Source organism: Microbulbifer aggregans (genome assembly GCF_020524005.1).
Taxonomy (GTDB): Bacteria; Pseudomonadota; Gammaproteobacteria; order Pseudomonadales; family Cellvibrionaceae; genus Microbulbifer; species Microbulbifer aggregans_A.
In genome coordinates, this window is the sequence record NZ_JAIVKK010000004.1 from 227,027 (window position 1) to 249,950 (window position 22,924).

Genomic DNA, 22,924 nt, shown 5'->3' on the forward strand with positions numbered 1-22,924 from the left:
CCGCGGATCAGCGAGCTGTCGCTGCTCGCTCGGCGATAAGTTCGATCAGCTGCGCCGCGAGTTCGGTTTTAAGTCCGGCCGGTAGAGCCTGCTGGCCGCTTGGGTCTATCACGACGACCTGGTTGCGGTCACTGTTAAACCCGCCTTCGGGATCGCTGACGTCGTTGGCGATGATCATATCCAGTTGCTTGCGCGCAAGCTTGCCCTCCGCGTGGGCGATCACCTTCTCTGTTTCCGCGGCAAAGCCGACTACAAATGGCCGCCTGGCGGTACGTGCGGCGATAGTGGCGACGATATCCGGGTTCTTAACCAGCGATAAAACGTCAGCATCGTTGCCGGCTTCCTTTTTGATTTTCTGTTCGGCCACAACCGCCGGGCGGAAGTCCACTACCGCTGCCGCGGAGATGAAAATATCGCAATCGTCCGCGGCCTGTTCGGCCGCAGCCAGCATGTCGTTGGTGCTGACTACATCCACCCGGTGCACGCCGGCGGGTGTATCCAGTTTTACCGGGCCGGCTATCAGGGTGACTGCGGCACCGGCCCTTGCCGCTGCTGCGGCGATGGCAAAGCCCATTTTCCCGGAGCTGTGGTTGCTCAAATAGCGCACGGGATCCAGCGCTTCCCGGGTTGGGCCTGCGGTGATGGTGACCTTTTTGCCTGCCAGCACCTGCGGAGGTAACTGGGTTTCAACCAACTGTTCGACGATATCCAGCGGTTCCAACATACGCCCTGGCCCTACATCCCCACAGGCCTGGCTGCCGGCAGCCGGGCCGAGCAGTGTCACGCCGCGACCCTGCAGTGTACGTGCGTTGGCCTGGGTTGCGGGATGCCGCCACATCGCCTGGTTCATTGCCGGGGCGAGTATCAGCGGCGCTTCCGAGGCGAGACACAGCGTGGACAACAGGTCATCGGCCATGCCGGCGGCGAGCCGTGCCATGACACTGGCACTGGCCGGCGCGATGAGAATAAAGTCGGCCCACTTGGCCAGCTCGATATGCCCCATGGCAGCTTCGGCAGCGGGATCCAATAGGTCGGTGTGCACCGGGTTGCCGGAGAGGGCCTGGAACGTCAGCGGGCGCACGAATTCCTGTGCCCCTGCGGTCATGACCACACGCACATTGGCGCCCCGATCCTGGAGCCTTCGTACCAGGTCGGCGCTTTTATAGGCGGCGATGCCGCCGGACACGCCCAGCAATATCCGTTTGTTGGCCAGGGAGGACATATTTTGCGTTTCCGTAACTCGAAATATTTGTGAAACTCTACAAAGGCGTAGCCGGTAAGGTTACCACTTTAGTGCGGCGGGCAATATGTCTGACGCATCTCGCACGGAAAGCGAGTATTCACTTATTCAGGGAGGAAAGATGGCGATTACCGACTGGCCGCCGGAGGAACGTCCGCGGGAGAAGCTGCTGGCGAAGGGCGCGGGTAATTTATCCGATGCGGAGTTGCTGGCGATCTTTTTGCGCACCGGGCTGCGAGGGGTCTCCGCGGTGGATTTGGCGCGACAGCTATTAACGGATTTTGGTGGCCTGAGATCGCTGCTGGAAGCTGATCGCAAGGCATTCTGCGCGGGCAAAGGGCTTGGCGATGCCAAATTTGTACAGTTACAGGCTGTGCTGGAGATGGGGCGCCGACATCTGGCGGAGCAGCTCAAGCGCTCCGATGTCCTGACCAGCCCCCAGGCGGTGCGTGACTACCTGTCCGCGCAGCTGCGGCATCGCACCCGCGAGGTGTTCTGTTGCCTGTTTCTGGACAGTCAGCACCGCGTCATTGCCTTTGAAGAGCTGTTTGAGGGTACCCTGAACGCTGCGAGCGTGTATCCCCGGGAGGTAGTACAGGCCGCGCTGGGCAAAGGTGCCGCTGCGGTTATCCTTGCCCACAACCATCCCTCCGGGGTCAGTGAGCCCAGCCAGGCGGATATTCACATAACCAGGCGGCTGAAAGATGCGCTGGCCCTCGTGGATATCCGGGTGCTGGACCATTTGATTGTCGGTGAGGGCGAGGGTTGTTCCTTTGCGGAGCGGGGCTTGATTTGATTGCTGCTTTCGAGTCCGTGTGACGGCTAAGGGCCGCAGGCCCCGTGATCCGAGGCGGGAGGCTTCATTGAGGCGACCGAAAGTGGCCGCCCAGACAGTAAAAATATTGATCAAAACTTGCCCCGCATAGGGGGTTCTGGTATAAAACGCCGCTCTTTGCGGCCGGGCCAGATTCTGTACAGATCCCGCGGTCCGCTGGATAACGAATTTAGTCCCTGCCCCGCCTCAGTGCTGAGGGCACGAGAGTTTTATAGAGGCCAATCAGATGTCCAAGGTATGTCAGGTAACCGGCAAGCGCCCGGTAACCGGAAACAACGTTTCTCACGCCAAAAACCGCACCAAGCGTCGCTTCGTGCCGAACCTGCAGTCCCACCGTTTCTGGGTAGAAGCAGAGAAGCGCTTCGTTAAGCTGCGCATTTCTACTAAAGGTATGCGTATTATCGATAAGAAAGGTATCGATACCGTTCTGGCTGAGCTGCGTAAGCGCGGCGAGAAAGTTTAATTGCTGCTTTAATAGCAGATTGGAGATAGAGCAATGCGTGACAAGATTCGCCTGAATTCCAGCGCCGGTACCGGCCACTTCTACACCACTGACAAGAACAAGCGCAACATGCCTGAGAAAATGGAGATCAAAAAGTACGATCCCGTTGCTCGCAAGCACGTTATGTACAAGGAAGGCAAAATCAAGTAATTGATTGCCTTGCTAGTTCGCGAAAAAGCCCGGTTTTCCGGGCTTTTTTGTGTCTGTCGAACGGACGAAAGCTAGAAGCGAAGGCTTCGATGCCGGTAGCCCTTTGCCAGACGTTGATTCGGGCCAATACTGGCCCTCACCCTGCGGGCGCCTTTGGCGTCCAAAACCCTGCGGGTTTTGTCAAAAACAGGATGTTTTTGCAGAGCCCCCATGGATGGGTTCACGGCGTGTCTGGCAAAGGGCTACCGGTAGCGGAGCCGCCACCAGACTAAATAACTGGCTTCCCCGGAACCCGAACGATGCCCGAGCTACCAGAAGTAGAAACCACCAAACGCGGCTTGGCCCCCCACCTGGAAGGCCGCAAGGTAAAACTGTGCGAAATCCGCCAGCACAGTCTGCGCTGGCCGGTGGATGCGGATTTTGCTGAGAAGATTCGTGGCGCGCGTATCCTGCGCCTGGATCGTCGCGCCAAGTATCTGCTGGTAGAAACGGATAAGGGGATGGCAATCTGGCACCTGGGAATGTCCGGAAGCCTGCGCATGGTGGATGTGAGCCTGCCCCCGGAAAAGCATGACCACATCGACTGGCTGCTGGACAGCGGACAGCGCCTGCGCTTCCATGACCCTCGTCGCTTTGGTGCCCTGCTGTGGACAACCGAAGATCCCGCAGAACACGAGCTCATCGCGCACCTGGGTCCCGAGCCACTGAGCGACGACTTTCACGCCGATTACCTGTTCAGTGCCTCTCGTGGGCGTAAAGCCCCGGTCAAAACCTTCATCATGGACGGCCGTATCGTCGTCGGCGTCGGCAATATCTACGCCAGCGAAGCCCTGTTCATGGCAGGCATCCGCCCGCAAACTGCTGCAGGCAAAATCTCCCGCCCCCGTTACGAGCGATTGGTGGAAGCCATCAAAACCGTTCTCGCCGCAGCGATCCAGCAGGGCGGAACCACGCTCAAGGACTTTGTCGGCGGCGACGGCAAACCAGGCTACTTCGCTCAGCAACTGAATGCCTACGGCCGGGCTGGCCAACCCTGCCCCCGTTGCCCCGGCACGATTCGCGAGCAGATTATTGGCCAACGCAATACCTTTTTCTGTCCTCGCTGTCAGCGTTAAACGAAAAGCAAAATCGCGATCGCCTTGATAGGTTCAACTTAAAACGACAGTACCTATTAAGATTTTTTCTCTTCCTTTATGAAAAATAACGGGCAACTTTAGGCGCTACGGAATAACTGTGGCGCCTATTTCATTTGTTTTCCTGAACGCAAATCTTCCTTTCGCTTTCCTTAAATAAAATTCGTGTGATAACCCGCGTAGAATACCGCCACACCTGAACATAGAATCTATTCACTTATTTAGCCATTCAAACCGCAATGGAGAAGTTATGCAGTTACTTAAAGGACTGGTGGCGACTATTTTATTTGCTGCTTCGTCAAGTTTAATGGCGAAAGAGTGTGTTATTTCCACTACACCCAGAGCCTTGTTTACTGGTGTGGAAGGCGTTGTCCGGGAGCACTTCGAACCCGAGAAGGGAGAGTACAGTGCAACCTTGAAGGACGGCAGTAGTGTAACCGCTCGTTTCGATCTTTGTGGTCTTGGGGTTAAAGCAAGTTACTTGATCGAGCATGAAAGCGGTCGCCTGTCAGAATACATAAAAGTATTGCTGGTTAGTGCGATTCCATCAGAAGACACCGCCCGCACCATATCCTCACAAGTTGTGAAGTATTCAGAAGAGGATTTTCGCCGAGGGATTACCCTGCAAGAGGCCAATGGGGGCCACAGGGTTCAGGTCAAGGATTCGCCGAGCCCACTGTATGAAACAGTCATTCATTATCGTTGGGTTCCACCAGAGCATTAAGGGAATACTATGAAAGCTATGAAAATGGTGAGCGCAGTTTTTTTGGTTTGTATGCCGCTTGCTGGTTGTGCGGAGGAAAGCGGCTCCGAAAATTATAGTGGCCAGGCCAGCGTGAGCCGTGCGACCGAGTATAGCTCTGAACTCCAGACTGAACTTAGAGATAGCGGAGAGATTTTAGCGGTTGGGAGGGGGGAATCCGGGGGCGTCAATGCCAGTTACTTCTACACTTCACCGCCCTCCAGGGAAGAGCTCGCCAGCCGAATTGTCGAGATGATGTCGTTGGCTGGGGTGAGCCAGGAATTTATCCAGAAAATAGGCGGGCGCCTGCAAAGAAACCGCACTCTAAATAAAGAAGAGTTTTCGCTACCCCTTACCGATGTTGATGGAAAGATTTACCAGTTTTCTTTCTCAAGCGATATCGATAACAGCTTTTACGTGATCAATTATACGGCCAAATAAAATTGATATTACAGGGAGTTTCCGGTGTACATAGAAGGATCAGTCGGGTTTGGCGGGAAAAATAAAAAATCGGATGTTCAATTTGTACAGGATCTGCTGGCATTACTTTCCGAACAAGATCTTCGGATGCCTGAAATCGGCGTAGATGGGGTTTCCGGGCCCATGACAATAGATGCCGTCTCAAAATTTCAAACGTTCTATGTGAAGCTGAAAAAACCGGATGGACGCATTGATCCCAATGGGCGGTCAGAGAAAGTTCTGGTGGCCAAAGCCATCGAAATTGATAAGGATTTGATTCCGGTCCTGGCTAAAAAGTACGGCTTGCGCCGCGAGTCTCCGGCGAAATCGGGCGCTGGGGCTCGCTCTATTCAATATCGCTCCAGCGCCAAACGCGTATTAAGCCCCTATTCCGAAAATGTCGTAAAGCTGGCGATGGGCTTTGGCGGTATCCTGAAATGCGATATTTCCAGCACCATACGTACCATGCATGACCAGGCGAGAATTATGTATGACAACTGTGCAAGCTTCCCGGCAGCAACCTCTGTCAGTAGTCTGAGAGCGGCGCGAGGCTGGGGTTATGCCGCGGCCGGAAGATCGGTCGAAGAGGTCTACTTCGAGAATAAGTCGAAAGCCAGGGCGGACGTCATTTCTTTAATGGAAAAGAAAATAGCGTCTATATCGAAAGGCGGGGTGAGAGTATCCCTGCATTGTGTGCCTGAAGCCGATTACAAAAAAAATAATATTCTCGACATTCCGTACAGCAGTGTGGAAGCCACCAAGAGAAAAGACTTTGAAATCGCACTTATGGGCATGTCGACCGAAGTGAAAAATATGCGCTATAAGCAACCCACCAAGGCAGAGGAATATATCTCCCGGCTGATCATCGAGGATAGGTGCTGGCACCTTGAGATCCCCCAGCTTAACAAGGCGCTGCCTAACGCCAAAGTGCCGAGCGCTCCGGTGGTCAACTACGGAAATCGTCCTGGCTTGGTATTTCGTGGTGTCGTTGCGGATGTGTGGTCCGGTGAATACTTTGGCAAGTTTTTGGATGATTGGTTTTAGTCACAAGAACTGACACCGCTAATTGCGGTGGCTCACAGGGGGCTGTTTGGAGACTGGTCGATTCCAGTTTTCCGGTGCTACTGGGTAGCGGCGGGTTGAGGCAGGGTTAGATGGTGGCGGTGTTCGGGAACGATGGCTGGCGGGCCATCGTTCAAATTCTGTCATTGCAGGGTATAGATCGGCACCCTCACCGCCCGACCGCACTGCCCTCGCGCCTCGTATCCGCGCCGCCGTGTAACGTACCGTCCATCACCGCGATGGCGTGAATGCCGCTATTCAGTTCCTTGCGCAGGACCCGATGCCCCATGGCCTCGAGTTTTTCAAATTGCTCATCCGAAAGCGTTTCCGGCTCTACCTCTACCTGATGGCCGATGGCGCCGATGTTTCCTGCATGAATGGCTTCGGCGATGGGCATGTCTTTGGCCAGGTGGTAAAGGGCGGTACGCGCCGTGTAATCGATGATGCGTGAACCGCCCGGCGACCCCACCAGCAGGCGCAGGCTGCCATCTTTGTTGAATACGATGGTGGGCGACATCGACGAGCGTGGGCGTTTACCCGGCTGGATGCGATTTGCCACCAGTTGTTTGTCAGCGTTAACGGGGGTAAAGGAAAAGTCCGTGAGCTGATTGTTCAGCAGGAAGCCCTTCACCAGCAGTCGTGAACCAAAACCGGTTTCAATACTGGTCGTCATGCTCACACCGTTGCCGTATTGATCCACGATGGACAGGTGGCTCGTATTCGGAAGCTCCGGGGATTTGGCGGTGCGACGCTGTTCGGCAAACCCCAGCGGATTGCCAGCGACTGCGGGCCGTGCGTGGCTGGGGTCAATCAGCTGTGCCCGAGAGGCGAGGTACGCAGGGTCGACCATCGCCGTGGTGGGTACGGCGACGAAGTCCGGGTCGGCGGCGTAGGTATTGCGGTCGGCAAACGCGAGTTCCGATGCTTCCACAAACAGGTGCGTCAGCTCCGCACTGCCCACCTCATACTTGTCCAGCGGGAAGTGTTGCAGCATACCCAGCATGGCGCCGACGGTGGTGCCGCCGGAAGATGGCGGTGGTGCGCCACACCAGCGGAATTCCAGGAAGTCACCACACACCGGTTCGCGGACTTTCGCCTGGTAACTCGCGAGATCCTTGCGGGTCATCACACCGGGGTTTTCCGGATCCGTCGTTACGGCGTCGACAATCGCCGCCGCGATTTCGCCTTCGTAAAACGGCTTAACCCCTTCTCCGGCCAGCAGTCGCAGTGTCTGCGCGTAGTCGGGGTTTTTCAGAATGTGTCCCACTGGCAGCGGTTTTCCGTCCTTCCCGAACAGGTAGGCGCTGATGGCGGGGCGTGCCGCGACCCGCGGCAATTGTTCGGCGAGCTGGTACAGACGTGGCGAGATCGCGAAGCCCTGCTCGGCAAGGGCGATGGCTGGTTGGAACAGGTCTTTCCACGGTAACTTGCCGTCGCGCTGGTGTGCCAGCTCGAGCATGCGCATGACGCCGGGTACGCCCACGGAGCTGCCGCCGATGACCGCATCCAGAAACCCGCGTGGTTTGCCGTCGCGCATGAAATAGTCTTCGTCCACCGCCATCGGCGCGGTTTCGCGGCCGTCGTAGGTGTACAGCTTTTCCTGATCGGCGCGGTAGCTCAACATGAAGGCGCCGCCACCAATGCCGGAAGACTGGGGTTCTACCAGGCTCAGTACCAGCTGTGCGGCAATCGCGGCATCAACGGCGCTGCCGCCTTTGGCGAGGATCTGCTCCGCAGCATTGGACGCATGGGGGTTGGCGGTTACCGCCATGTATTTGTGCGCGGTAGCGGATTTGATTTCTGTGCGGCCGGTGGCGATTTCCGGCTGTACTTCTCCCTGGGGCGCAAGCGCGCAGACAGAAGCGGAAAGGCAGGCAGCGATGGAGAAAAAGAGGTGTCTGTACACGGGCGATCCGGTTTCTGTGACTGGGATCGCCCGAGTGTATCAGACCTGCTCGAACAGGTAGAAATCTACGTCAGGGGGTCTGGCGGTTGTACTTTTCCTGCAGCGCTTTCTGCACGCCCGGGGGCACAAATTTGGTGACATCGCCGCCCAGTGAGGCGATCTCGCGTACCAGGGAAGATGAAATGTAGGAGAGGTGTTCCGCCGGGGTCAGGAACAAGCTTTCCATTTGCGGTGCCAGCTGACGGTTCATATTGGCAAGCTGGAACTCGTATTCGAAGTCGGACACCGCGCGCAGGCCGCGTACTACGCCGTAGGCGTCCAGTTGGCGCACCAGGTCTGCGAGCAGGATATCGAAGCCGATGACTTCAACATTGTTCAGGTGGGACAGTTCCTGCTGGGCCAGCTCCACCCGCTCTTCCAGCGTAAACAGTGGGTTTTTCCGGGTGCTGGCAGCGACAGCAACCACGACATGGTCAAAAAGTCGACAGGCCCGCTCCACAAGGTCCATATGACCATTGGTAATGGGATCGAAGGTTCCGGGGTAAACCACTTTTTTCATAGGGCAAATCGCCTTGCCGGCTTGAGGGGACGCGCATCTTAAACAATTTAGCGGCGCGGCTCAAAAATGCGCGGATTTATGCCGGATTTGCGGCTTAACCACGGGTAAAGAGTTGCATCTTTACCTGTCCCGCCTGCTTTTCCTTTTCCAGCTGCCAGTTGCCGGGTACGGCCAGCGGCGTTTCTCGTGGCGACTCCACGTAGATCAGTGCCCCCGGGGCCAAGCGGCCACTGGTTTCCAGCGCGGACAGGGTTTCTGCCCACAGGTCTCCGGCAAAGGGTGGATCCACGAATACCAGATTGCAGGGCTGGCCGGGCTGGCTCAGGAAAACCTGCGCGGGGCAGTTGTGTACCTGCCCGTTGTCGGCCTCAAGGACTTTCAGCTGTTCGCGCAGCGTCCGTGCCGCGCCTGGATCCAGCTCCACGAAATCCACGGCCGCTGCGCCGCGGCTCAGGGCTTCCAGGCCCAGTGCTCCGGAGCCGGCGAAAAGGTCCAGGCAGCGGGATCCCGGCAGGTAAAACTGCAACCAGTTGAACAGGGTCTCACGCAGCCGGTCGCCGGTGGGTCTCAACCCTTCGATCGGGGCAAACGCAATTTTGCGCCCGCGCCAGCGGCCGCCGATGATACGCAACTGTGACTGGGCTTGCGGCTGGCGGTTTGATTGAGACCTGGGTTTGCGATGTCTGGACAAGGGGAATCCTGTGGGCGGTAAATTCAAGTAGACGTGACTGTGTGCGAAACAGCCAGCGGTGCTAAGATTAGCGCCTTTCCAACGCTGCCTGCCAGCGAAGACCAGCCAAAGATTCCACACCACGATGATTTTTGATTTTCTGCGCAAAAAGAAAAAGGCGAAGGCTGAAGATGCCGCCGTCGAGCCGGTAGAAAGCCCGGAAGTTGCCGACGGCGGCGATGCCGCGGCGCCGGAAGAAACGCCCCGGGTCCCTGAGCACCCGCTCATCGATGAGCCGGTGAGCGAGCATTTGTCCGTCGAAGAGGCACCCGAAGCCTCCTTTGATCCCGCTGCGGAAATAGAGACTGCAGCGGCGGAGACTGCTACAGAGGGCGCGCTAGAGGGGGCGCTGGAATCTCAATCGGAACTGCAGCCCGAGCCTCGGGAGGAAGCCGGGATACCCGCTGAAACACCCTCAACCGAAGAGGCAGCCCCGCAACCGGCGGTACAGGAAAAACCGAAGAAAGAAGGTTTCTTCGCGCGCATTCGCCGCGGACTTTCGCGTACCAGCAGCCAGTTTGCCGAGGGCATGGGCAACCTGTTCCTGGGTGCCAAAGAAATTGATGAAGAGCTGCTGGAAGAGCTTGAGACCCAGCTGTTGATGGCTGATGTCGGCGTCGAGGCCACCACGGAAATCATTGACCGCTTGACCGACCGCGTTTCCCGTCGCGAACTCGCCAACGGTGAGGCCCTGTATAAGGCGCTGCAAGAAGAGCTGGCCGGTCTGCTGGACAGCGTTGAGGCACCGCTGGTGGTCGAGGCGAAGAAGCCGTTCGTTATTCTTGTGGTTGGCGTCAATGGCGTGGGTAAGACCACCACAATCGGCAAGCTGGCGCACCGGTACCTGAACGAAGGCAAGTCGGTCATGCTGGCGGCGGGTGATACCTTCCGCGCTGCGGCGGTGGAACAGCTGCAGGTGTGGGGCGAGCGCCACAATGTGCCGGTGGTCGCGCAGCACACCGGCGCAGACAGCGCTTCGGTTATTTTTGACGCAATCCAGTCGGCCCAGTCCCGCGGTGTCGATGTGGTGATCGCGGACACCGCCGGCCGCCTGCACAACAAGGCCAACCTGATGGAGGAGTTGTCCAAGGTGCGCCGGGTGATGGGCAAGCTGGATGAGAGTGCGCCCCATGAAGTGCTGCTGGTGCTGGACGCCGGCACCGGCCAGAACGCCCTGTCGCAGGCGGAAACCTTCCGCGATGCGGCTGGCGTGAGCGGCCTGGTACTGACCAAGCTGGACGGCACGGCAAAAGGCGGGGTGATTTTCGCGCTGGCGCAGCGACTGGGGATTCCGGTACGCTTTATCGGCGTAGGGGAGCAGGCCGAAGACCTGCAGCCATTTGTGGCGAAGGATTTTGTCGCCGCATTGTTCAATCGCGCTGAGGGCTGATTAGCTGGGCTAAGCTCCGGCCGTCATACCGGCGCCGTCATGCCGGACTAGATCCGGTACGGTATCCAGTGCGAGCTTTGGGCCCGGTGGCGGCTGGATCCCGGCTTAAGACCGGGATGACAAGTACAAGGGCGCGGCTTGGCCGGTATTGATCCGGTATCAGCGCCTTCGCGCGTAGTCCTGAGGGCACAACGGCGGTGCCACTGCAGAAACAAAAAACAACAAAAATGCGCTCATGATCCAATTCGATAACGTCAATAAACGCTATGAGTCCGGGCAGGATGCGCTGGGGCGCGTCAGTCTGGAGATCGAGCGCGCAGAGATGGTCTTTCTTACCGGCCACTCCGGCGCCGGTAAAAGTACCCTACTGAAACTGCTTACCGCGATCGAGCGCCCGACCCGCGGCAGCATCATTGTCGGCGGGCAGAATCTGAACCGCCTGCGCAACAGCCAGATCCCTTACTACCGCCGCAACCTCGGCATCGTATTCCAGAACCACCAGCTGCTGTTTGACCGCAGTGTGTTCGACAATGTCGCCCTGCCCCTGTCAGTGGCCGGTTGCAGCAAGCGTGAGGTGGGTCGCCGGGTACGCGCAGCGCTCGACAAGGTGGGCCTGTTGCACAAGGAAAAGCAGAACCCCATTGTGCTGTCTGGCGGTGAACAGCAGCGGGTCGGTATCGCCCGTGCCGTGGTCAACAAGCCCGCGCTGCTGGTGGCGGATGAGCCTACCGGTAACCTGGACCCCCAGCTCTCTGAAGAAATCATGCAACTGTTCCGCCAGTTCAACGCCGTGGGCGTGACCGTGCTGATCGCCAGCCACGACCTGGAACTGATCGCGCGCATGCAACAGCGGGTGCTGACCCTGCAGGCGGGCCAACTGATCTACGACGGGTACCCGAGCCGTGAACCAGCGTATTCCTAGTTCCTCCCTGCCCCAGCAGTCCGTGTCCGAGCGCCGTGCCGCAGGCGCAGTAACCGCCCGTACCGGTGCCGGCGACCGCCTGCGCAGTTGGCTGGGCCACCACCGGGAAATGTCCCGCGAAGCCTGGCGGCGCTTCTTCGCGTCCCCGATGTCCAGCGGTATGACGGCGCTGGTGATCGCTATTGCGCTGGCCTTGCCCGCGGCATTGCAGTTAGGGCTTACCAACTTCCAGCGCGCGGTGGCGGGCTGGGATGGGCAGCCGCAGATTTCCGTATTTGTACACAAGCGTGCGAAAGAAGCCGCGGTACAAAGTTTTGCCGAAGAGCTGAGGGCCAACACACTGGTGGCCGGTGTAACCTATATCTCGCCGGAGGAGGCATTGGCTGAATTCCAGCAGGCCTCCGGGCTGGGTGATGCGCTTGCGGGGATGGACAGTAACCCCCTGCCGGCCGTGCTTCTGGTGCGACCGGCGGGCTCGGACAGCGCGGCGCTGGAAGCGCTGGCGACAAAGCTTCGCGAGAGTGCCCTGACGGATTCCGTGGTACTGGATATGGCCTGGGTTCAGCGCCTGGCCCAGTTGACCGAGCTCGGCCGCCGCCTGAGCCTGGGGCTGGCATGCCTGCTGGCACTGGGGGTGTTGCTGGTGGTGGTGAATAGCATCCGCCTGCATATCGAAAACCGCCGGGAAGAAATCCTGGTGGTCAAGCTGGTGGGCGCTACCGATGCCTTCGTGCGCCGCCCCTTTCTGTACACCGGGCTTTGTTACGGTCTTGCCGGCGGCTTGATCGCCTGGCTGTTGGTGAGTATTGGCGTGTGGTTACTGGCGGGGCCGGTCGGCGGGCTGGCCAATCTCTACGGTAGTGGTTTCCGCTTGCAGGGACCGGGATTTACTTATTTTGCGGGGCTTGCAGGTGGTGCAGCCCTGTTGGGGCTCTCCGGGGCCTGGATGGCGGTGGCGCGCCATATTTCCGCGATACAGCCGCGCTGACCGCCTGGTCCGTAAATCTTTGTAAAGCGCACCCGGCCAGTGGAACTTTCCCTGTGGATAACTCATCTAAATTGCCGCAAAACAAGGCCTGGCAAGGCTTGCCGGCCATTCACAGGCGGGGTTCCATTTCCCTCTGTGGGTGCTACACTGTGGCCAACTTAGCGCGTCTGGACGCCTTGTAAGGGCCGGGCAGCGCCGCCGCCGCAAGTCGCAGTATGACTGCAAGCGGGGCAAATAAGAGTTTTGAGGAGAAACCTGAATGGGAACGAGTTTACAACCGATCCACACGCTGGCTCCGGGCGCCAATCTGAACGCCTATATCCAGACAGTGAGTGGTTTCGAGATCCTTTCCGCTGAGGAAGAAAAGAAACTCGCGGAAGACCTCTACTATCACGAGAATCTCGACGCAGCGCGCCAGCTGGTGATGTCTCACCTGCGCTTCGTTGTGCACATTGCCAAGTCATACTCCGGCTACGGCCTGAACGAAGGCGACCTGATTCAGGAAGGCAATGTGGGCCTGATGAAAGCGGTAAAACGCTTCAACCCGGAAAAAGGTGTTCGCCTGGTGTCCTTTGCAGTGCACTGGATCAAGGCGGAGATCCACGAATTCATCCTGCGCAACTGGCGCATTGTGAAAATCGCGACCACCAAGGCGCAGCGCAAGTTGTTCTTCAACCTGCGTGGCCAGAAGAAAAAGCTGGCGTGGCTGACGAACGATGAAGCCAAGCGTGTAGCCGCAGAGTTGAACGTGGACGTTGCCCACGTACACGATATGGAAGGCCGACTCGCGGCACACGACGCGGCATTTGATGCCGGCGTTGATGACGATGACGAATCTGCCTGGCAGGCTCCGGCCCACTATCTGGAAGACCGCCGTTACGATCCTGCGACCATGCTGGAGCAGGACAACTGGCAGGAAACCAGCGTCAACAACCTGACGGTGGCGATGGAGAAGCTGGACGACCGCAGCCGCGATATCATCGAGGCCCGCTGGTTGAGCGAGAACAAAGCCACGCTGCACGAGCTGGCCGACAAATACGGTGTTTCCGCTGAGCGTATCCGCCAGCTTGAAAAGAACGCCATGAAAAAAGTCCGGGTGGCGATGGAGGCCTGATTGGCTGACTGAATCATCCGGATTCGAGAACCGCGCTTATGGCGCGGTTTTTTCGTATGTAGGCCTGCTCGGGTTTAGTGGTCTTGGTCTTGAAGCAGGCTTGGTGGCGGGGAGGCACCGGGTATCTGTTTTCGGAACCGCTGTGAACCCATCCCTGGGCGCTGCGGCGCAAACATCCTGTTTGCGACGCTTCCGAAAACAGATCCCCGGCACCACCCCTTCGCATTAAGTTCTTAGCTCCGCAATCCGGTAGGAAGGGAAAGCCCTAATGGCTAAATTATATTTATTGCTCGCTGCTTTTTTCGGTGGCACAGGTGTTGTCTTGGGAGCCTTCGGCGCCCATGGCCTGCGCAACAAAGTCGCAGAAAACCTGCTGGAAGCCTATAAAACCGGTGTGCACTACCAGATGATCCACGCCCTGGCCCTAATTGCCGTGGCTATCCTGATTCATCAGATCGGCGCAAAAACTTCACTGGTAGTCAGCGGCGCCCTGTTTGCCATAGGTATCCTGTTTTTCTCCGGTAGCCTCTATGGCCTGACTTTCGGTGGTCCGAGAATCCTGGGGCCAATCACCCCACTCGGCGGATCGCTGATGATTGGCGGCTGGATAGCTCTGTTTATCGCCGCACTGAATTATTCAAAGTAACCACCAAACCAAGGGTGGTAAGAGCGAAAAATCCTGAATCGAAGGCCAAGTGCCGGGTATTTGTTTTCGGAAGCGTCGGCAACAGGGATGTTGCCGACGCAGCGTACAGGGACGTATCCACAGCGGTTCCGAAAACAAATACCCGGTGCTTGGCCGCCCCAGCACCAGCTACGAAGCACCCAAGACCAGTGCTCCGGGCTAAGAGGTAAAAGATGCAAGAAGAACCGAACAACGAACAAGGTAACGAGGAAGAAGACTTCCCCTACCGCACCGAATTCAAAAAGAAATCCATCCGCAGCTACGTCATCCGTGGCGGTCGCATGACCGAGGGCCAGCGCAACGCGTTTGATAATTACTGGGGCACCTACGGTCTGTCCCTGTATGGCGGTGGTATTGACCCGAAAGACATCTTCGAACGTGAAGCGCCAGTGGTACTGGAAATCGGCTTCGGTATGGGTGATTCGCTGCTGGAAATGACGCAGGCGGAAACCGACAAAGACTTTATCGGTATCGAAGTCCACCCGCCCGGTGTCGGCCGCCTGATCAACAACGCCGGCAAAGCCGAAGTCAAAAACCTGCGCGTCTATATGGCCGATGCCATCGACGTACTGAATGACTGTATTCCTGACGCCAGCCTGGACCGTTTCCAGCTGTACTTCCCGGATCCCTGGCACAAGAAAAAGCACAACAAGCGCCGTATTGTGCAGCCGGAATTCGTCAAACTCCTGTGCAGCAAACTGAAACCCGGCGGCCTGATGCATATGGCGACCGACTGGGAAAACTATGCCGAGCAGATGCTGGAAGTGCTTGAAGCAGAAGAAATGCTGGAAAACACCGCTGGTAAAGGCAGCTACGCCCCGCGCCCGGAATTCCGTCCGCAAACCAAATTCGAGCGCCGCGGCGAGCGCCTCGGGCACGGTGTCTGGGACCTGTTATATCGGCGGGTATAATCACTGCGACGTGTGTCGTAAATAATCGACTGCTCCGGGCGCCTAGCCGGCGGAATTTGCTATCTTCAGGTTACCGCCGGTAAACGGATGCTCCGGAGCAACAATGACAACAAGACGTACTCATTCCTGTGTGCCCACAAGTACACATCGCGGCCTGCAAATCTTCTCTCTGCTGATTGGCTGTTTCGGTTTTCTACTGAGCAGCCAGGCCCTTGCCGATCGCGAAGGCACACTGAACCTCTATCTCAATGCCGGACAGTACTGGTTCGACGACAAGCGCCTGGATGGCACTCCCTACTTTGGCCTCGAACTCGAGGACAGTGCCGGTGGCGGATTTGGTTTCGGCTACAACGTTACCGATCGCTGGGCAATTGAAGGCGTCTACGACCTGTTCAGCGTCAATGTGGACGATACAGATCTGGATGTCAGAGTCTCGAATTACCACTTCGATCTGCTGTACCAGTTTGGCGGCCGTTTCTGTGGCAACTTCGACTGGCAGCCCTATGTCGTATTTGGTGCCGGTGAACTGCGGGTGGATGAAAGTTCAAGCAATGTGGATCTCGACTGGCACCGCCGCCAGACCATGGTCAACTTTGGCGCGGGGCTGAAATACCGCCTGGGGCCACGCTGGCAAGTGCGTGGCGACGCGCGAGGCTTCCAGGGCGTCGAGGAAGGCGGCATGGACAGCTTTCTCAGCCTGAGTATCGGGTATCAGTGGGGCGCCGACCCCGTGGTGTATGACCGCGATGGGGATGGGGTTCTGGACGATGTCGACGAATGCCCACAGACACCTCCCGGCCTCGATGTGGATTTCCGGGGCTGTCCCATCGACAGCGATGGGGACGGGGTGCCGGATTACCTGGATCGCTGTGCAATGACCCCTATGGGCATGACCGTGAACGAAGATGGCTGTCCCAGGCCATCCTACGACCCGGCTGACTTTGCCAAATAGTACTCAACAGAGGCAGCGGCGCTAGGCGCCGCGAGCCGCTTCCAGTGCTTCAGAAACTTCCAGCCATTCCATTTCCAGGGTATCGAGTGCTTCCCGCGCCTGCCCCTGCGCCTGGGTAAGGCGGGTGATTTCATCCTGCTGACCGCCCGTGTAGAGGCTCTCGTCGGCCAGCTGTTCTTCGACTTTCGCCAGAGCCTGTTCGGCTTTCGCCATCTTCTGCTCAATACTCTTGAGCTTATTGGTCAGCGGTTTGAGCTGTTCACGCAGGGCCGCCGCGGCGCGGCGCTGTGCTTTCTTGTCCTCGGCCGGCCTGTCGGCGGTTGCGGGGGCAGAATCTTCCTGTTTTTCCTGGCGGCGGAAGCTCAGTAGCCACTGCTTGTAATCGTCGAGGTCACCGTCGTAGGGTTCGGCACGGCCGTTGGCGACGAGAATAAATTCATCGGTGGTGTTGGCCAGCAGGTGGCGGTCGTGCGACACCAGCACCACGGCGCCGGGAAACTCTGCCAGTGCCATGGTCAGCGCATGGCGCATCTCGAGATCCAGATGGTTGGTGGGCTCGTCGAGCAGCAGCAGGTTTGGTTTCTGCCACGCGAGCAGCGCGAGCGCGACACGGGCCTTTTCACCGCCGGAAAAGCCACCTACCGGTTCGAACACCCGATCGCCGATAAATCCATAACCGCCGAGGAAATCGCGCACCTGCTGCTCACTGGCCTCCGGCGAGAGACGCTGCACGTGCAGCAGTGGGGAGGCATTGGCATCCAGCGCTTCCAGCTGGTGCTGGGCGAAGTAGCCGATTTTCAGGTGCTCACCGCACTGTCGCTCGCCGCCCAGTAACGTCAGGTCGCCGGCCAGGGTCTTGATCAGTGACGACTTACCGGCGCCGTTGGGGCCGAGCAGGCCGATGCGGCGGCCGGGCTGGATACCGAGCTGTACGCTTTGCAGGATGGGCTTGCCGGGGTAACCGATTTCCGCCTCGCGCAGATCAATCAGTGGATTGGAAACCTTGTCGGCAGCGGGCAGGCGAAAGCGGAATGGCGAGTCGATATGCGCCGGGGCGATTTCTGCCATTCGGTCCAGGGCCTTGAGCCGGCTCTGGGCCTGCTTGGCCTTGGTAGCCTTGGCCCGAAAGCGGCGCACGAAGTCTTCCATGTGCGCGCGTTCTGCCTGCTGCTTCTCGTACTGCACCTGTTGCTGAGCGAGGCGCTCGGCGCGGGCGCGCTCGAATGCGGTGTAGTTGCCGCTGTAGAGCACCAGTTCCTGTTGCTCAAAGCTGACGATGTTGTTGACCACCGCATCGAGGAAATCGCGGTCGTGGGAAATAATCAGCAAAGTACCGGGAAAGCGCTGCAGCCACTGCTCAAGCCACAGGGTCGCGTCCAGGTCCAGGTGGTTGGTGGGCTCATCCAGTAGCAACAGGTCTGCGGGGCACATCAGGGCACGCGCCAGGTTCAGGCGAATGCGCCAGCCACCGGAGAAACTCTTCACCGGGCGCTGCTGGTCAGCGTGGGAAAACCCGAGACCATCCAGTAATTGCGCCGCCCGTGCGGGTCCGCTGTAACCGTCGATGGCTGCCATGCGTTCGTGCAGTTCACCGATACGCTTGCCATCGGAACCGTCGGCCTCGGCCTCATCCAGCTCCTGTTGCAGGGCGCGCAGGCGGTGGTCGCCATCGAGAGCGTACTCAAGCGCGCTGCGGTCGCTAGCTGACACTTCCTGAGCCATATGCGCGACCTCCCAGCTCGCGGGGATCTCCACACTGCCGGCGTCGCTGTCCTGTTCTTTAAGCAACAGCTTGAACAGGGTGGATTTGCCGCAGCCGTTGGCGCCGATGACACCTACTTTCTGGCCCGGGAAGATGCGGCAGTTTGCGTTGTTTAACAGATCGCGCCCGCCAATTTGCAGTGAGACGCCTTGCAGATTAATCACTGGATAACCTCTATGATGCTGCCGACATTAGCCTGTTGCATAACTGTCCTATGCTATCGGCATAACAAATCGCCGGGATTCTATCGTGACCGCTACCGCACCTCCATCTTCACCCACGGAACCCTTGCAGAACCCGCTGTGGCAATTCAGCCTGGAGTTCTATCGGCAGCCCGAAGTGGCGGACTTCCTCCTCAGGTGTCAGGACAGCCGTGGTGCCGACGTTTGCCTTCTGCTGTGGGCCAGTTATGCCAGTGCGTGCGGGCGTCAACTCAGCGATGAAAGCTGGCGGGTGGCCGATCGGGGGCTCGCGCCGCGGCGCAGGATGATCAGCAGTCTGCGCAACCTGCGCAGGCTTGTGGGGCGAGTCAACAAGGGTGGTAGCGTATACGAGTGGTGCAAGCGCTGCGAGTTGCGTATGGAGCAGCGGCAACTGGCGGCCCTGTGGAAACTTCACGGGGAGCGCTGGCCGGAAGATCGTTCGCCGCTGGAACTGGCGGGACAGCAATATGGGTTGCTACAAAAAGATCAGGCCCGCTGGGCGGGCCTGATCGATGCGTACAGCCGGGCGAATATAGACCCGGCTGACTAGTTCGGACTGTGTCCGTTTCTCAGTACTTGTGCTTGTGCTCTTCCGGGCCGTAGTGCTTGTTTTCCGGCTCGCTGGCAAACAGGCTGTTCGGCGGTGTGCTTGGGGTAATGGTCGGGGTTACCGGGGCTACTGCAGCCGGGCTTGATTCCGGAACCAGCGGTTGTGGCTCAGAGGTCTTGCCCATAACCGGCTCAGCGGCCGGTGTGACCGATGGTGCTACCGGTGCGGATTCAGGTTTGGCTGCGGCCGGTGCGCTGCTGTTGGTTTTAGCTGCCGCCTTGGCTGCGGGTTTCTTCTTGGTCGCTGCTTTCTTAGCCGCTGGTTTGGCCGCCGCTTTTTTGGCTTCAGCTTTCTTGGCTGCTGGCTTTGCAGCGGCCTTTTTCGCTGCGGGCTTCTTGGCCGTAGTTTTCTTTTCGGCTTTGGCCTCGGCGGCGGCCTTTACGCCAGCCTTTTTGGCCGGGGCTTTCTTGCTGGCTGCTTTTTTGGCAGTTGCCTTTTTAGTGCCTGCGGCGGGCTTGGCTGCAGCTTTCTTTGCCGTTGTGGCGGACTTGGTCGCGGTCGATTTCTTGGCCGTAGCCTTCTTCGCTTTCGGCTTGTTCGCGGCAACTACCTTCTTGGTGGCTGCTGCTGCTGCCTTCTTGACAGTATCGGCGGTCTTCTCCGCAAGCTTGGCGGAAGCTTCCGCCGCCTTGGCTTCAGTGAGCGCCTTGCCGGCTTCTTTGGCAGCCTTGTCCAGCTTGGCTACGTCTGATTTTGCCGTATCAACTTTTTTCCTGGCAGAGTTTTTGGCGGCCGGGGTCTTGGCTTTGGTGACGGCGGCCTTGGCCTTGGCGAGCTTGTCCTTGGCTTTGCCAAGCTGGGTTTTTGCGCTGGCTTCTGCTTTGGTGGCCTTTTGTACCTGTTTGCCAGCGTCGGTAACTTCCTTAATCCGAGCTTTGTCCAATTGGGTGGTTAGCTTGGCAATCTGTTTTTCTATGTCTGCAATAGAGACATCGGCTTTGCGTTTGGCGGCCATGGGTCAAATCCTGAGGTTGGTGTTCGGGAATAGTCGAGAGCCGGATATTTCCACTCGAAACCACCTCTTCGCAGCGTGAAATATTCGCGGGTTGAACGCTGATAATAGCGTTGTTATTTACGAAGTGCATCCCTGTGGGTGCGGCTTTTTGGGCATTTACCACGGTAAATATTGTGCGCGCTCCTTTGCGGGCGACGTTGTTACTTTTCGGGAATTTTTTGTGATCATTTGTGGTCCCAGTTGCCGTAATGTGCACCGACTGAAGCCATAGGTTAGACTTGCTCGTCGCCAGTTGGCCTGCCGACGCGCGCAAGCAAATGCTCAACTGTGATCTGTAGCACAATGCGCGAGCGGCTCCGGGTGTACAACGGCACGCAGGGTATGGAACTCTGTATACACATAATCAAAGCTTCACGGAAATAAAGAGACGATTCTCATGAATAAAACTTCTTTGGCTGCTGCGGTTGCTCTGGGCATTGCGCTGGTCGGCTGTAACAAGCAGGAGCCAGCGGGCTCTGCAGAAATTGCACTGGACACTCAGGAGCAGAAAGTCAGCTATATCATTGCTGAAGATATGGCGCGTCGCCTGAAGTCCCAGGAAGTTACCCTGGATCCGAAAATCGTCGCTATGGCTCTGGAAGATGTGGCGAGCGATCGCGATTCCCGCCTGAGCGAAGAGGAGAAGCAAAAGGTAATTTCCGTATTCCAGGAAAACATGCAGGCCAAACAGAAAGAACTGATGGCCAAACAGGAAGCGGACTTCAAGGCGAGCGCCGAGAAGAACCTTGAAGAAGGCAAGAAGTTCCTGGAAGAAAACGCCAAGAAAGAAGGTGTGCAGACCACCGACTCCGGCCTGCAGTACAAGATCATCACCGAAGGCAGCGGTGACAGCCCTACCGAAACCAGCGTGGTTGAAGTGGATTACAAGGGCACCCTGATCGATGGCACCGAGTTTGACAGTTCCTATAAGAACGGCCAGCCGGTTCAGTTCCCGGTAAACGGCGTGATCAAAGGCTGGACCGAAGCGCTGCAGCTGATGAAAGAAGGTGCCAAGTGGGAACTGTATATCCCCTCCGAACTGGCCTACGGCCCGGGCGGCGCTGGCGGTCTGATCGGCCCCAACTCCACCCTGATTTTCGAGGTGGAACTGCACAAGGCTGACGTAAGCAAAGATCAGGGCGCTGCGGAAGAGAAAGCGACTGAGGAAGATCAGCCTGCGGAAGATACCCAAAGCGAATAATCGCACGCGGTATTCAGGCAATAAAAAAGGGGCTTAAAGCCCCTTTTTTATTGCCTGCTTTGAATGGCCCGGGGCTAATCCCCAATGGGTGCCAGCCGGATTCAGGCCAGCTGGTTTTTGTGCGCGGTGTGCAGTGTATCGATCATCCGATCCTCTGCGGCAAAGCGAGTTTCCAGAGCTACACCCAGATTCGACAGGTCCTGGGTCAGAGTGCTTAGGTCGTCGGTTTCCTGATACTTGTCGTTGAAGTCCACGGCCACGTCGGTAGTGGCATCGATTTCCCGGTACAGCGCCTTGGCCTGCTGCAGGCCAGCCGCATCACCAAAAGCCTGTCCTTCCTGTATCAGCTGGTCATAGATTTCAAAGTGGCCGGCGGAAACATAGTCCACCAACTGCTGGCACAGTTCGCGCAGGTTGCTCTCTGCTTGCTTATCACGATCTGCAAAGGACTTCTTTTCAGACAGGTGACAAAAGCTCACGAGCAGGTTCTGACGGCAGTGTAGCCAGCGGTCGATGATCTCACTGACGCCACCCCAGCGCTCTCGTGCAGTTTTGCAGTTTTCCAGCATCTCCAAGTTTCCTTATGTTACGTCGCTGCAGCTTCCGAAAACGTATGAATTCGAAAATAGGTTACTAGGAAGATAGAAGCTTCATCCGCCGTGGGCAAGCGCGCCGCCGGTATCTGCGCCAGTTTTGTGCACACTGGCCAAAAGCGCTTTCAGGTGGCGAGAAAGAGTGGTATTAGCAGCGCGGTCAGTGCACCGCAGAGTCCCATGGCCAGTGCGGAAAAGGCGCCGCAGAGTGCGCTGATTTCCAGCGCCCGCACGGTGCCGATGGCGTGGGCATTCACACCTATGGCGAAACCGAGTACCCGGTGGTCGGTAACCTTCAGTCGCCTCAGTAGGCTGGGTCCAAATACCGCGCCGACGATACCGGTGAAGGCCACCACGCCGGCGGTCAGGCTCTGTACCGCACCCACCTCCTGGGCCAGGGCCAGTGCCACCGGTGTAGTAACAGATTTGGTCGTCAGGGCCAGCAGGACTGTACGGCTGCCTCCGAGTAACAGGGCGATAATCACAGCCACCAGTGGTGCCAGAATGGCACCGATCAGCAGGCCAAGCATCAGGGGCCAACCGGCCTGGCGCACGATCGCCAGGTTTTGCTTCAGGGGTACCGCGAGTGCGACAACCGATGGTCCCAACAGGAAATACAGCAGCCCGCTGCCCTGTTGATATTCCGGGTAATTGATTCTGGCGATTGCGAGGATCAGAAACACCAGCAGGCTGCCACCGACGATGGGGTGCAGTAATGGGGTGCGGCTGCTCCGGTAAAGCTTCAGGCCAAGCCAGAAGGCGGCGATATTCAGTGGCAGCATGAGCAGTGGATGGTGCCATGACCAGGGACTTGTGAAGGCCGCGGTAACACTCTGTAGTTGCGTTAGCCATTCATTCATCCCCCTTGCCCTCCGACAACGTGTGAGGGCTTTCAGGTGGGCGGGAGCGCTTCAGCAGGGCATTCAGTAACAGGCCGCTGATGGTCAGGCTGACCAGTGTGCCAACGATCATCGCCGCGAAGAGTGCAAACCAGTCTCGGGGTGACAGGTCCCGCAGAAAGTAAATACCCACTGCCGCGGGCAAAAAGATCAGCACCAGTAATTTCAGAAGCTGCTCGCTGACCACCGCAAGCCCGCGCGGCACTTCCCCATAGAGCATCAAGCCCAGTAGCAAGAGCAGCATGCCGAGCACGGAGCCTGGTACCGGGAATGGCAGAATAGGTGCGAGGCTGCGACCAAGCAGCTCAAAAACAACCAGGATGAAAGCGCCGCCTAACCATTGGGCGGCGGTTTTTATGTTGGGCATGGTGCGGTTAGCAGC

The 22,924-nt window shown here is 58.0% G+C and carries 25 protein-coding genes; 16 read left to right on the plus strand and 9 right to left on the minus strand.

The features are described 5' to 3' along the window. Positions 1–7: 7 nt before the first annotated feature. Entirely contained in the window at positions 8–1,222 is a 1,215-nt protein-coding gene (gene coaBC, locus LC093_RS08580) for a bifunctional phosphopantothenoylcysteine decarboxylase/phosphopantothenate--cysteine ligase CoaBC (protein ID WP_226664174.1), read from the minus strand. Between the two features lie 139 nt (positions 1,223–1,361). Between coaBC and radC the strand changes: the two genes are divergently transcribed. The 7 genes from radC (at position 1,362) to LC093_RS08615 (ending at position 6,105) form a co-directional block, all read left to right on the plus strand. Then, a complete protein-coding gene (gene radC, locus LC093_RS08585; RefSeq protein ID WP_226664743.1) occupies positions 1,362–2,036 on the plus strand; it encodes a RadC family protein in 675 nt (224 codons plus the stop codon). A gap of 265 nt (positions 2,037–2,301) precedes the next feature. Continuing rightward, positions 2,302–2,538, plus strand: a complete 237-nt coding sequence (gene rpmB, locus LC093_RS08590) for a 50S ribosomal protein L28 (protein WP_160151975.1) — start codon at positions 2,302–2,304, stop codon at positions 2,536–2,538. A 33-nt stretch (positions 2,539–2,571) separates the two neighbouring features. Next, positions 2,572–2,727: a 50S ribosomal protein L33 gene (rpmG, locus tag LC093_RS08595; protein ID WP_043319942.1), complete on the plus strand. Its 156-nt coding sequence runs from the start codon at positions 2,572–2,574 to the stop codon at positions 2,725–2,727. 299 nt (positions 2,728–3,026) lie between these two features. Next, the gene (gene mutM / locus LC093_RS08600) at positions 3,027–3,842 is read left to right on the plus strand and encodes a bifunctional DNA-formamidopyrimidine glycosylase/DNA-(apurinic or apyrimidinic site) lyase (RefSeq protein WP_226664176.1); all 816 of its coding nucleotides are present in this window, start codon (positions 3,027–3,029) and stop codon (positions 3,840–3,842) included. Between the two features lie 268 nt (positions 3,843–4,110). After that, complete coding sequence (locus tag LC093_RS08605) at positions 4,111–4,584, plus strand: hypothetical protein (RefSeq protein WP_226664177.1); 474 nt, start codon at positions 4,111–4,113, stop codon at positions 4,582–4,584. Positions 4,585–4,593: 9 nt separating this feature from the next. Further along, complete coding sequence (locus LC093_RS08610; RefSeq protein ID WP_226664179.1) at positions 4,594–5,043, plus strand: hypothetical protein; 450 nt, start codon at positions 4,594–4,596, stop codon at positions 5,041–5,043. Positions 5,044–5,067: 24 nt separating this feature from the next. Beyond that, entirely contained in the window at positions 5,068–6,105 is a 1,038-nt protein-coding gene (locus LC093_RS08615; protein ID WP_226664180.1) for a peptidoglycan-binding domain-containing protein, read from the plus strand. Positions 6,106–6,292: 187 nt separating this feature from the next. Here the strand turns inward: LC093_RS08615 and ggt are convergent, their stop codons facing one another. The 3 genes from ggt to rsmD form a co-directional block, all read right to left on the minus strand. Continuing rightward, a complete protein-coding gene (gene ggt / locus LC093_RS08620) occupies positions 6,293–8,029 on the minus strand; it encodes a gamma-glutamyltransferase (RefSeq protein ID WP_226664182.1) in 1,737 nt (578 codons plus the stop codon). A 70-nt stretch (positions 8,030–8,099) separates the two neighbouring features. Next, on the minus strand, positions 8,100–8,588 hold the full coding sequence (gene coaD, locus LC093_RS08625; protein WP_226664184.1) for a pantetheine-phosphate adenylyltransferase: 489 nt from the start codon (positions 8,586–8,588) through the stop codon (positions 8,100–8,102). Positions 8,589–8,682: 94 nt separating this feature from the next. Beyond that, a complete protein-coding gene (gene rsmD, locus LC093_RS08630) occupies positions 8,683–9,279 on the minus strand; it encodes a 16S rRNA (guanine(966)-N(2))-methyltransferase RsmD (protein ID WP_226664186.1) in 597 nt (198 codons plus the stop codon). Between the two features lie 388 nt (positions 9,280–9,667). On the opposite strand from rsmD, the gene ftsY reads away from it, so the two are divergent. From ftsY to LC093_RS08665, 7 genes are all read left to right on the plus strand, one after another. Continuing rightward, positions 9,668–10,708: a signal recognition particle-docking protein FtsY gene (gene ftsY, locus LC093_RS08635; RefSeq protein WP_413231501.1), complete on the plus strand. Its 1,041-nt coding sequence runs from the start codon at positions 9,668–9,670 to the stop codon at positions 10,706–10,708. A gap of 235 nt (positions 10,709–10,943) precedes the next feature. Further along, positions 10,944–11,630, plus strand: a complete 687-nt coding sequence (ftsE, locus tag LC093_RS08640) for a cell division ATP-binding protein FtsE (protein WP_226664190.1) — start codon at positions 10,944–10,946, stop codon at positions 11,628–11,630. Beyond that, on the plus strand, positions 11,611–12,618 hold the full coding sequence (gene ftsX / locus LC093_RS08645) for a permease-like cell division protein FtsX (RefSeq protein ID WP_226664192.1): 1,008 nt from the start codon (positions 11,611–11,613) through the stop codon (positions 12,616–12,618). Before ftsE ends, ftsX begins: the two co-directional genes overlap by 20 nt. 259 nt (positions 12,619–12,877) lie before the next feature. Then, the gene (rpoH, locus tag LC093_RS08650) at positions 12,878–13,732 is read left to right on the plus strand and encodes an RNA polymerase sigma factor RpoH (RefSeq protein ID WP_226664194.1); all 855 of its coding nucleotides are present in this window, start codon (positions 12,878–12,880) and stop codon (positions 13,730–13,732) included. Positions 13,733–14,000: 268 nt separating this feature from the next. After that, entirely contained in the window at positions 14,001–14,378 is a 378-nt protein-coding gene (locus LC093_RS08655; RefSeq protein ID WP_226664195.1) for a DUF423 domain-containing protein, read from the plus strand. Between the two features lie 212 nt (positions 14,379–14,590). After that, positions 14,591–15,328: a tRNA (guanosine(46)-N7)-methyltransferase TrmB gene (trmB, locus tag LC093_RS08660; RefSeq protein WP_226664197.1), complete on the plus strand. Its 738-nt coding sequence runs from the start codon at positions 14,591–14,593 to the stop codon at positions 15,326–15,328. Positions 15,329–15,431: 103 nt separating this feature from the next. Then, positions 15,432–16,280: a porin family protein gene (locus LC093_RS08665; protein ID WP_226664199.1), complete on the plus strand. Its 849-nt coding sequence runs from the start codon at positions 15,432–15,434 to the stop codon at positions 16,278–16,280. A gap of 21 nt (positions 16,281–16,301) precedes the next feature. Here LC093_RS08665 and LC093_RS08670 read toward each other — a convergent pair whose 3' ends face one another. Beyond that, positions 16,302–18,206 carry an ATP-binding cassette domain-containing protein gene (locus tag LC093_RS08670; RefSeq protein ID WP_226664201.1) on the minus strand — a complete coding sequence of 635 codons (1,905 nt, stop codon included), beginning with the start codon at positions 18,204–18,206 and terminating at the stop codon, positions 16,302–16,304. An 85-nt stretch (positions 18,207–18,291) separates the two neighbouring features. On the opposite strand from LC093_RS08670, the gene LC093_RS08675 reads away from it, so the two are divergent. Next, the gene (locus LC093_RS08675) at positions 18,292–18,795 is read left to right on the plus strand and encodes a TIGR02444 family protein (protein WP_226664203.1); all 504 of its coding nucleotides are present in this window, start codon (positions 18,292–18,294) and stop codon (positions 18,793–18,795) included. A gap of 19 nt (positions 18,796–18,814) precedes the next feature. On the opposite strand, the gene LC093_RS08680 is transcribed toward LC093_RS08675, so the two are convergent. After that, the gene (locus LC093_RS08680; RefSeq protein WP_226664205.1) at positions 18,815–19,810 is read right to left on the minus strand and encodes a histidine kinase; all 996 of its coding nucleotides are present in this window, start codon (positions 19,808–19,810) and stop codon (positions 18,815–18,817) included. Positions 19,811–20,246: 436 nt separating this feature from the next. Between LC093_RS08680 and LC093_RS08685 the strand changes: the two genes are divergently transcribed. Then, positions 20,247–21,050, plus strand: a complete 804-nt coding sequence (locus tag LC093_RS08685; protein ID WP_226664208.1) for an FKBP-type peptidyl-prolyl cis-trans isomerase — start codon at positions 20,247–20,249, stop codon at positions 21,048–21,050. 101 nt (positions 21,051–21,151) lie between these two features. On the opposite strand, the gene rsd is transcribed toward LC093_RS08685, so the two are convergent. The 3 genes from rsd to LC093_RS08700 form a co-directional block, all read right to left on the minus strand. Next, positions 21,152–21,619, minus strand: coding sequence for a sigma D regulator (gene rsd, locus LC093_RS08690; RefSeq protein WP_226664210.1), 468 nt, complete (start codon positions 21,617–21,619; stop codon positions 21,152–21,154). A gap of 149 nt (positions 21,620–21,768) precedes the next feature. Next, positions 21,769–22,503: an LrgB family protein gene (locus tag LC093_RS08695; RefSeq protein WP_226664212.1), complete on the minus strand. Its 735-nt coding sequence runs from the start codon at positions 22,501–22,503 to the stop codon at positions 21,769–21,771. Beyond that, positions 22,496–22,909 (minus strand): CidA/LrgA family protein, encoded by a 414-nt coding sequence (locus LC093_RS08700; RefSeq protein WP_226664214.1) that lies wholly within the window; start codon positions 22,907–22,909, stop codon positions 22,496–22,498. Before LC093_RS08700 ends, LC093_RS08695 begins: the two co-directional genes overlap by 8 nt. Positions 22,910–22,924 lie beyond the last annotated feature (15 nt).

Bases quoted from the DNA above. Each gene is read 5' to 3' on its own strand.
- coaBC (WP_226664174.1), bottom strand. From the start codon at position 1,222: ATGTCCTCCCTGGCCAACAAACGGATATTGCTGGGCGTGTCCGGCGGC.
- radC (WP_226664743.1), top strand. From the start codon at position 1,362: ATGGCGATTACCGACTGGCCGCCGGAGGAACGTCCGCGGGAGAAGCTG.
- rpmB (WP_160151975.1), top strand. From the start codon at position 2,302: ATGTCCAAGGTATGTCAGGTAACCGGCAAGCGCCCGGTAACCGGAAAC.
- rpmG (WP_043319942.1), top strand. From the start codon at position 2,572: ATGCGTGACAAGATTCGCCTGAATTCCAGCGCCGGTACCGGCCACTTC.
- mutM (WP_226664176.1), top strand. From the start codon at position 3,027: ATGCCCGAGCTACCAGAAGTAGAAACCACCAAACGCGGCTTGGCCCCC.
- LC093_RS08605 (WP_226664177.1), top strand. From the start codon at position 4,111: ATGCAGTTACTTAAAGGACTGGTGGCGACTATTTTATTTGCTGCTTCG.
- LC093_RS08610 (WP_226664179.1), top strand. From the start codon at position 4,594: ATGAAAGCTATGAAAATGGTGAGCGCAGTTTTTTTGGTTTGTATGCCG.
- coaD (WP_226664184.1), bottom strand. From the start codon at position 8,588: ATGAAAAAAGTGGTTTACCCCGGAACCTTCGATCCCATTACCAATGGT.
- ftsE (WP_226664190.1), top strand. From the start codon at position 10,944: ATGATCCAATTCGATAACGTCAATAAACGCTATGAGTCCGGGCAGGAT.
- rpoH (WP_226664194.1), top strand. From the start codon at position 12,878: ATGGGAACGAGTTTACAACCGATCCACACGCTGGCTCCGGGCGCCAAT.
- LC093_RS08655 (WP_226664195.1), top strand. From the start codon at position 14,001: ATGGCTAAATTATATTTATTGCTCGCTGCTTTTTTCGGTGGCACAGGT.
- trmB (WP_226664197.1), top strand. From the start codon at position 14,591: ATGCAAGAAGAACCGAACAACGAACAAGGTAACGAGGAAGAAGACTTC.
- LC093_RS08665 (WP_226664199.1), top strand. From the start codon at position 15,432: ATGACAACAAGACGTACTCATTCCTGTGTGCCCACAAGTACACATCGC.
- LC093_RS08680 (WP_226664205.1), bottom strand. From the start codon at position 19,810: ATGGCCGCCAAACGCAAAGCCGATGTCTCTATTGCAGACATAGAAAAA.
- LC093_RS08685 (WP_226664208.1), top strand. From the start codon at position 20,247: ATGAATAAAACTTCTTTGGCTGCTGCGGTTGCTCTGGGCATTGCGCTG.
- rsd (WP_226664210.1), bottom strand. From the start codon at position 21,619: ATGCTGGAAAACTGCAAAACTGCACGAGAGCGCTGGGGTGGCGTCAGT.
- LC093_RS08695 (WP_226664212.1), bottom strand. From the start codon at position 22,503: ATGAATGAATGGCTAACGCAACTACAGAGTGTTACCGCGGCCTTCACA.
- LC093_RS08700 (WP_226664214.1), bottom strand. From the start codon at position 22,909: ATGCCCAACATAAAAACCGCCGCCCAATGGTTAGGCGGCGCTTTCATC.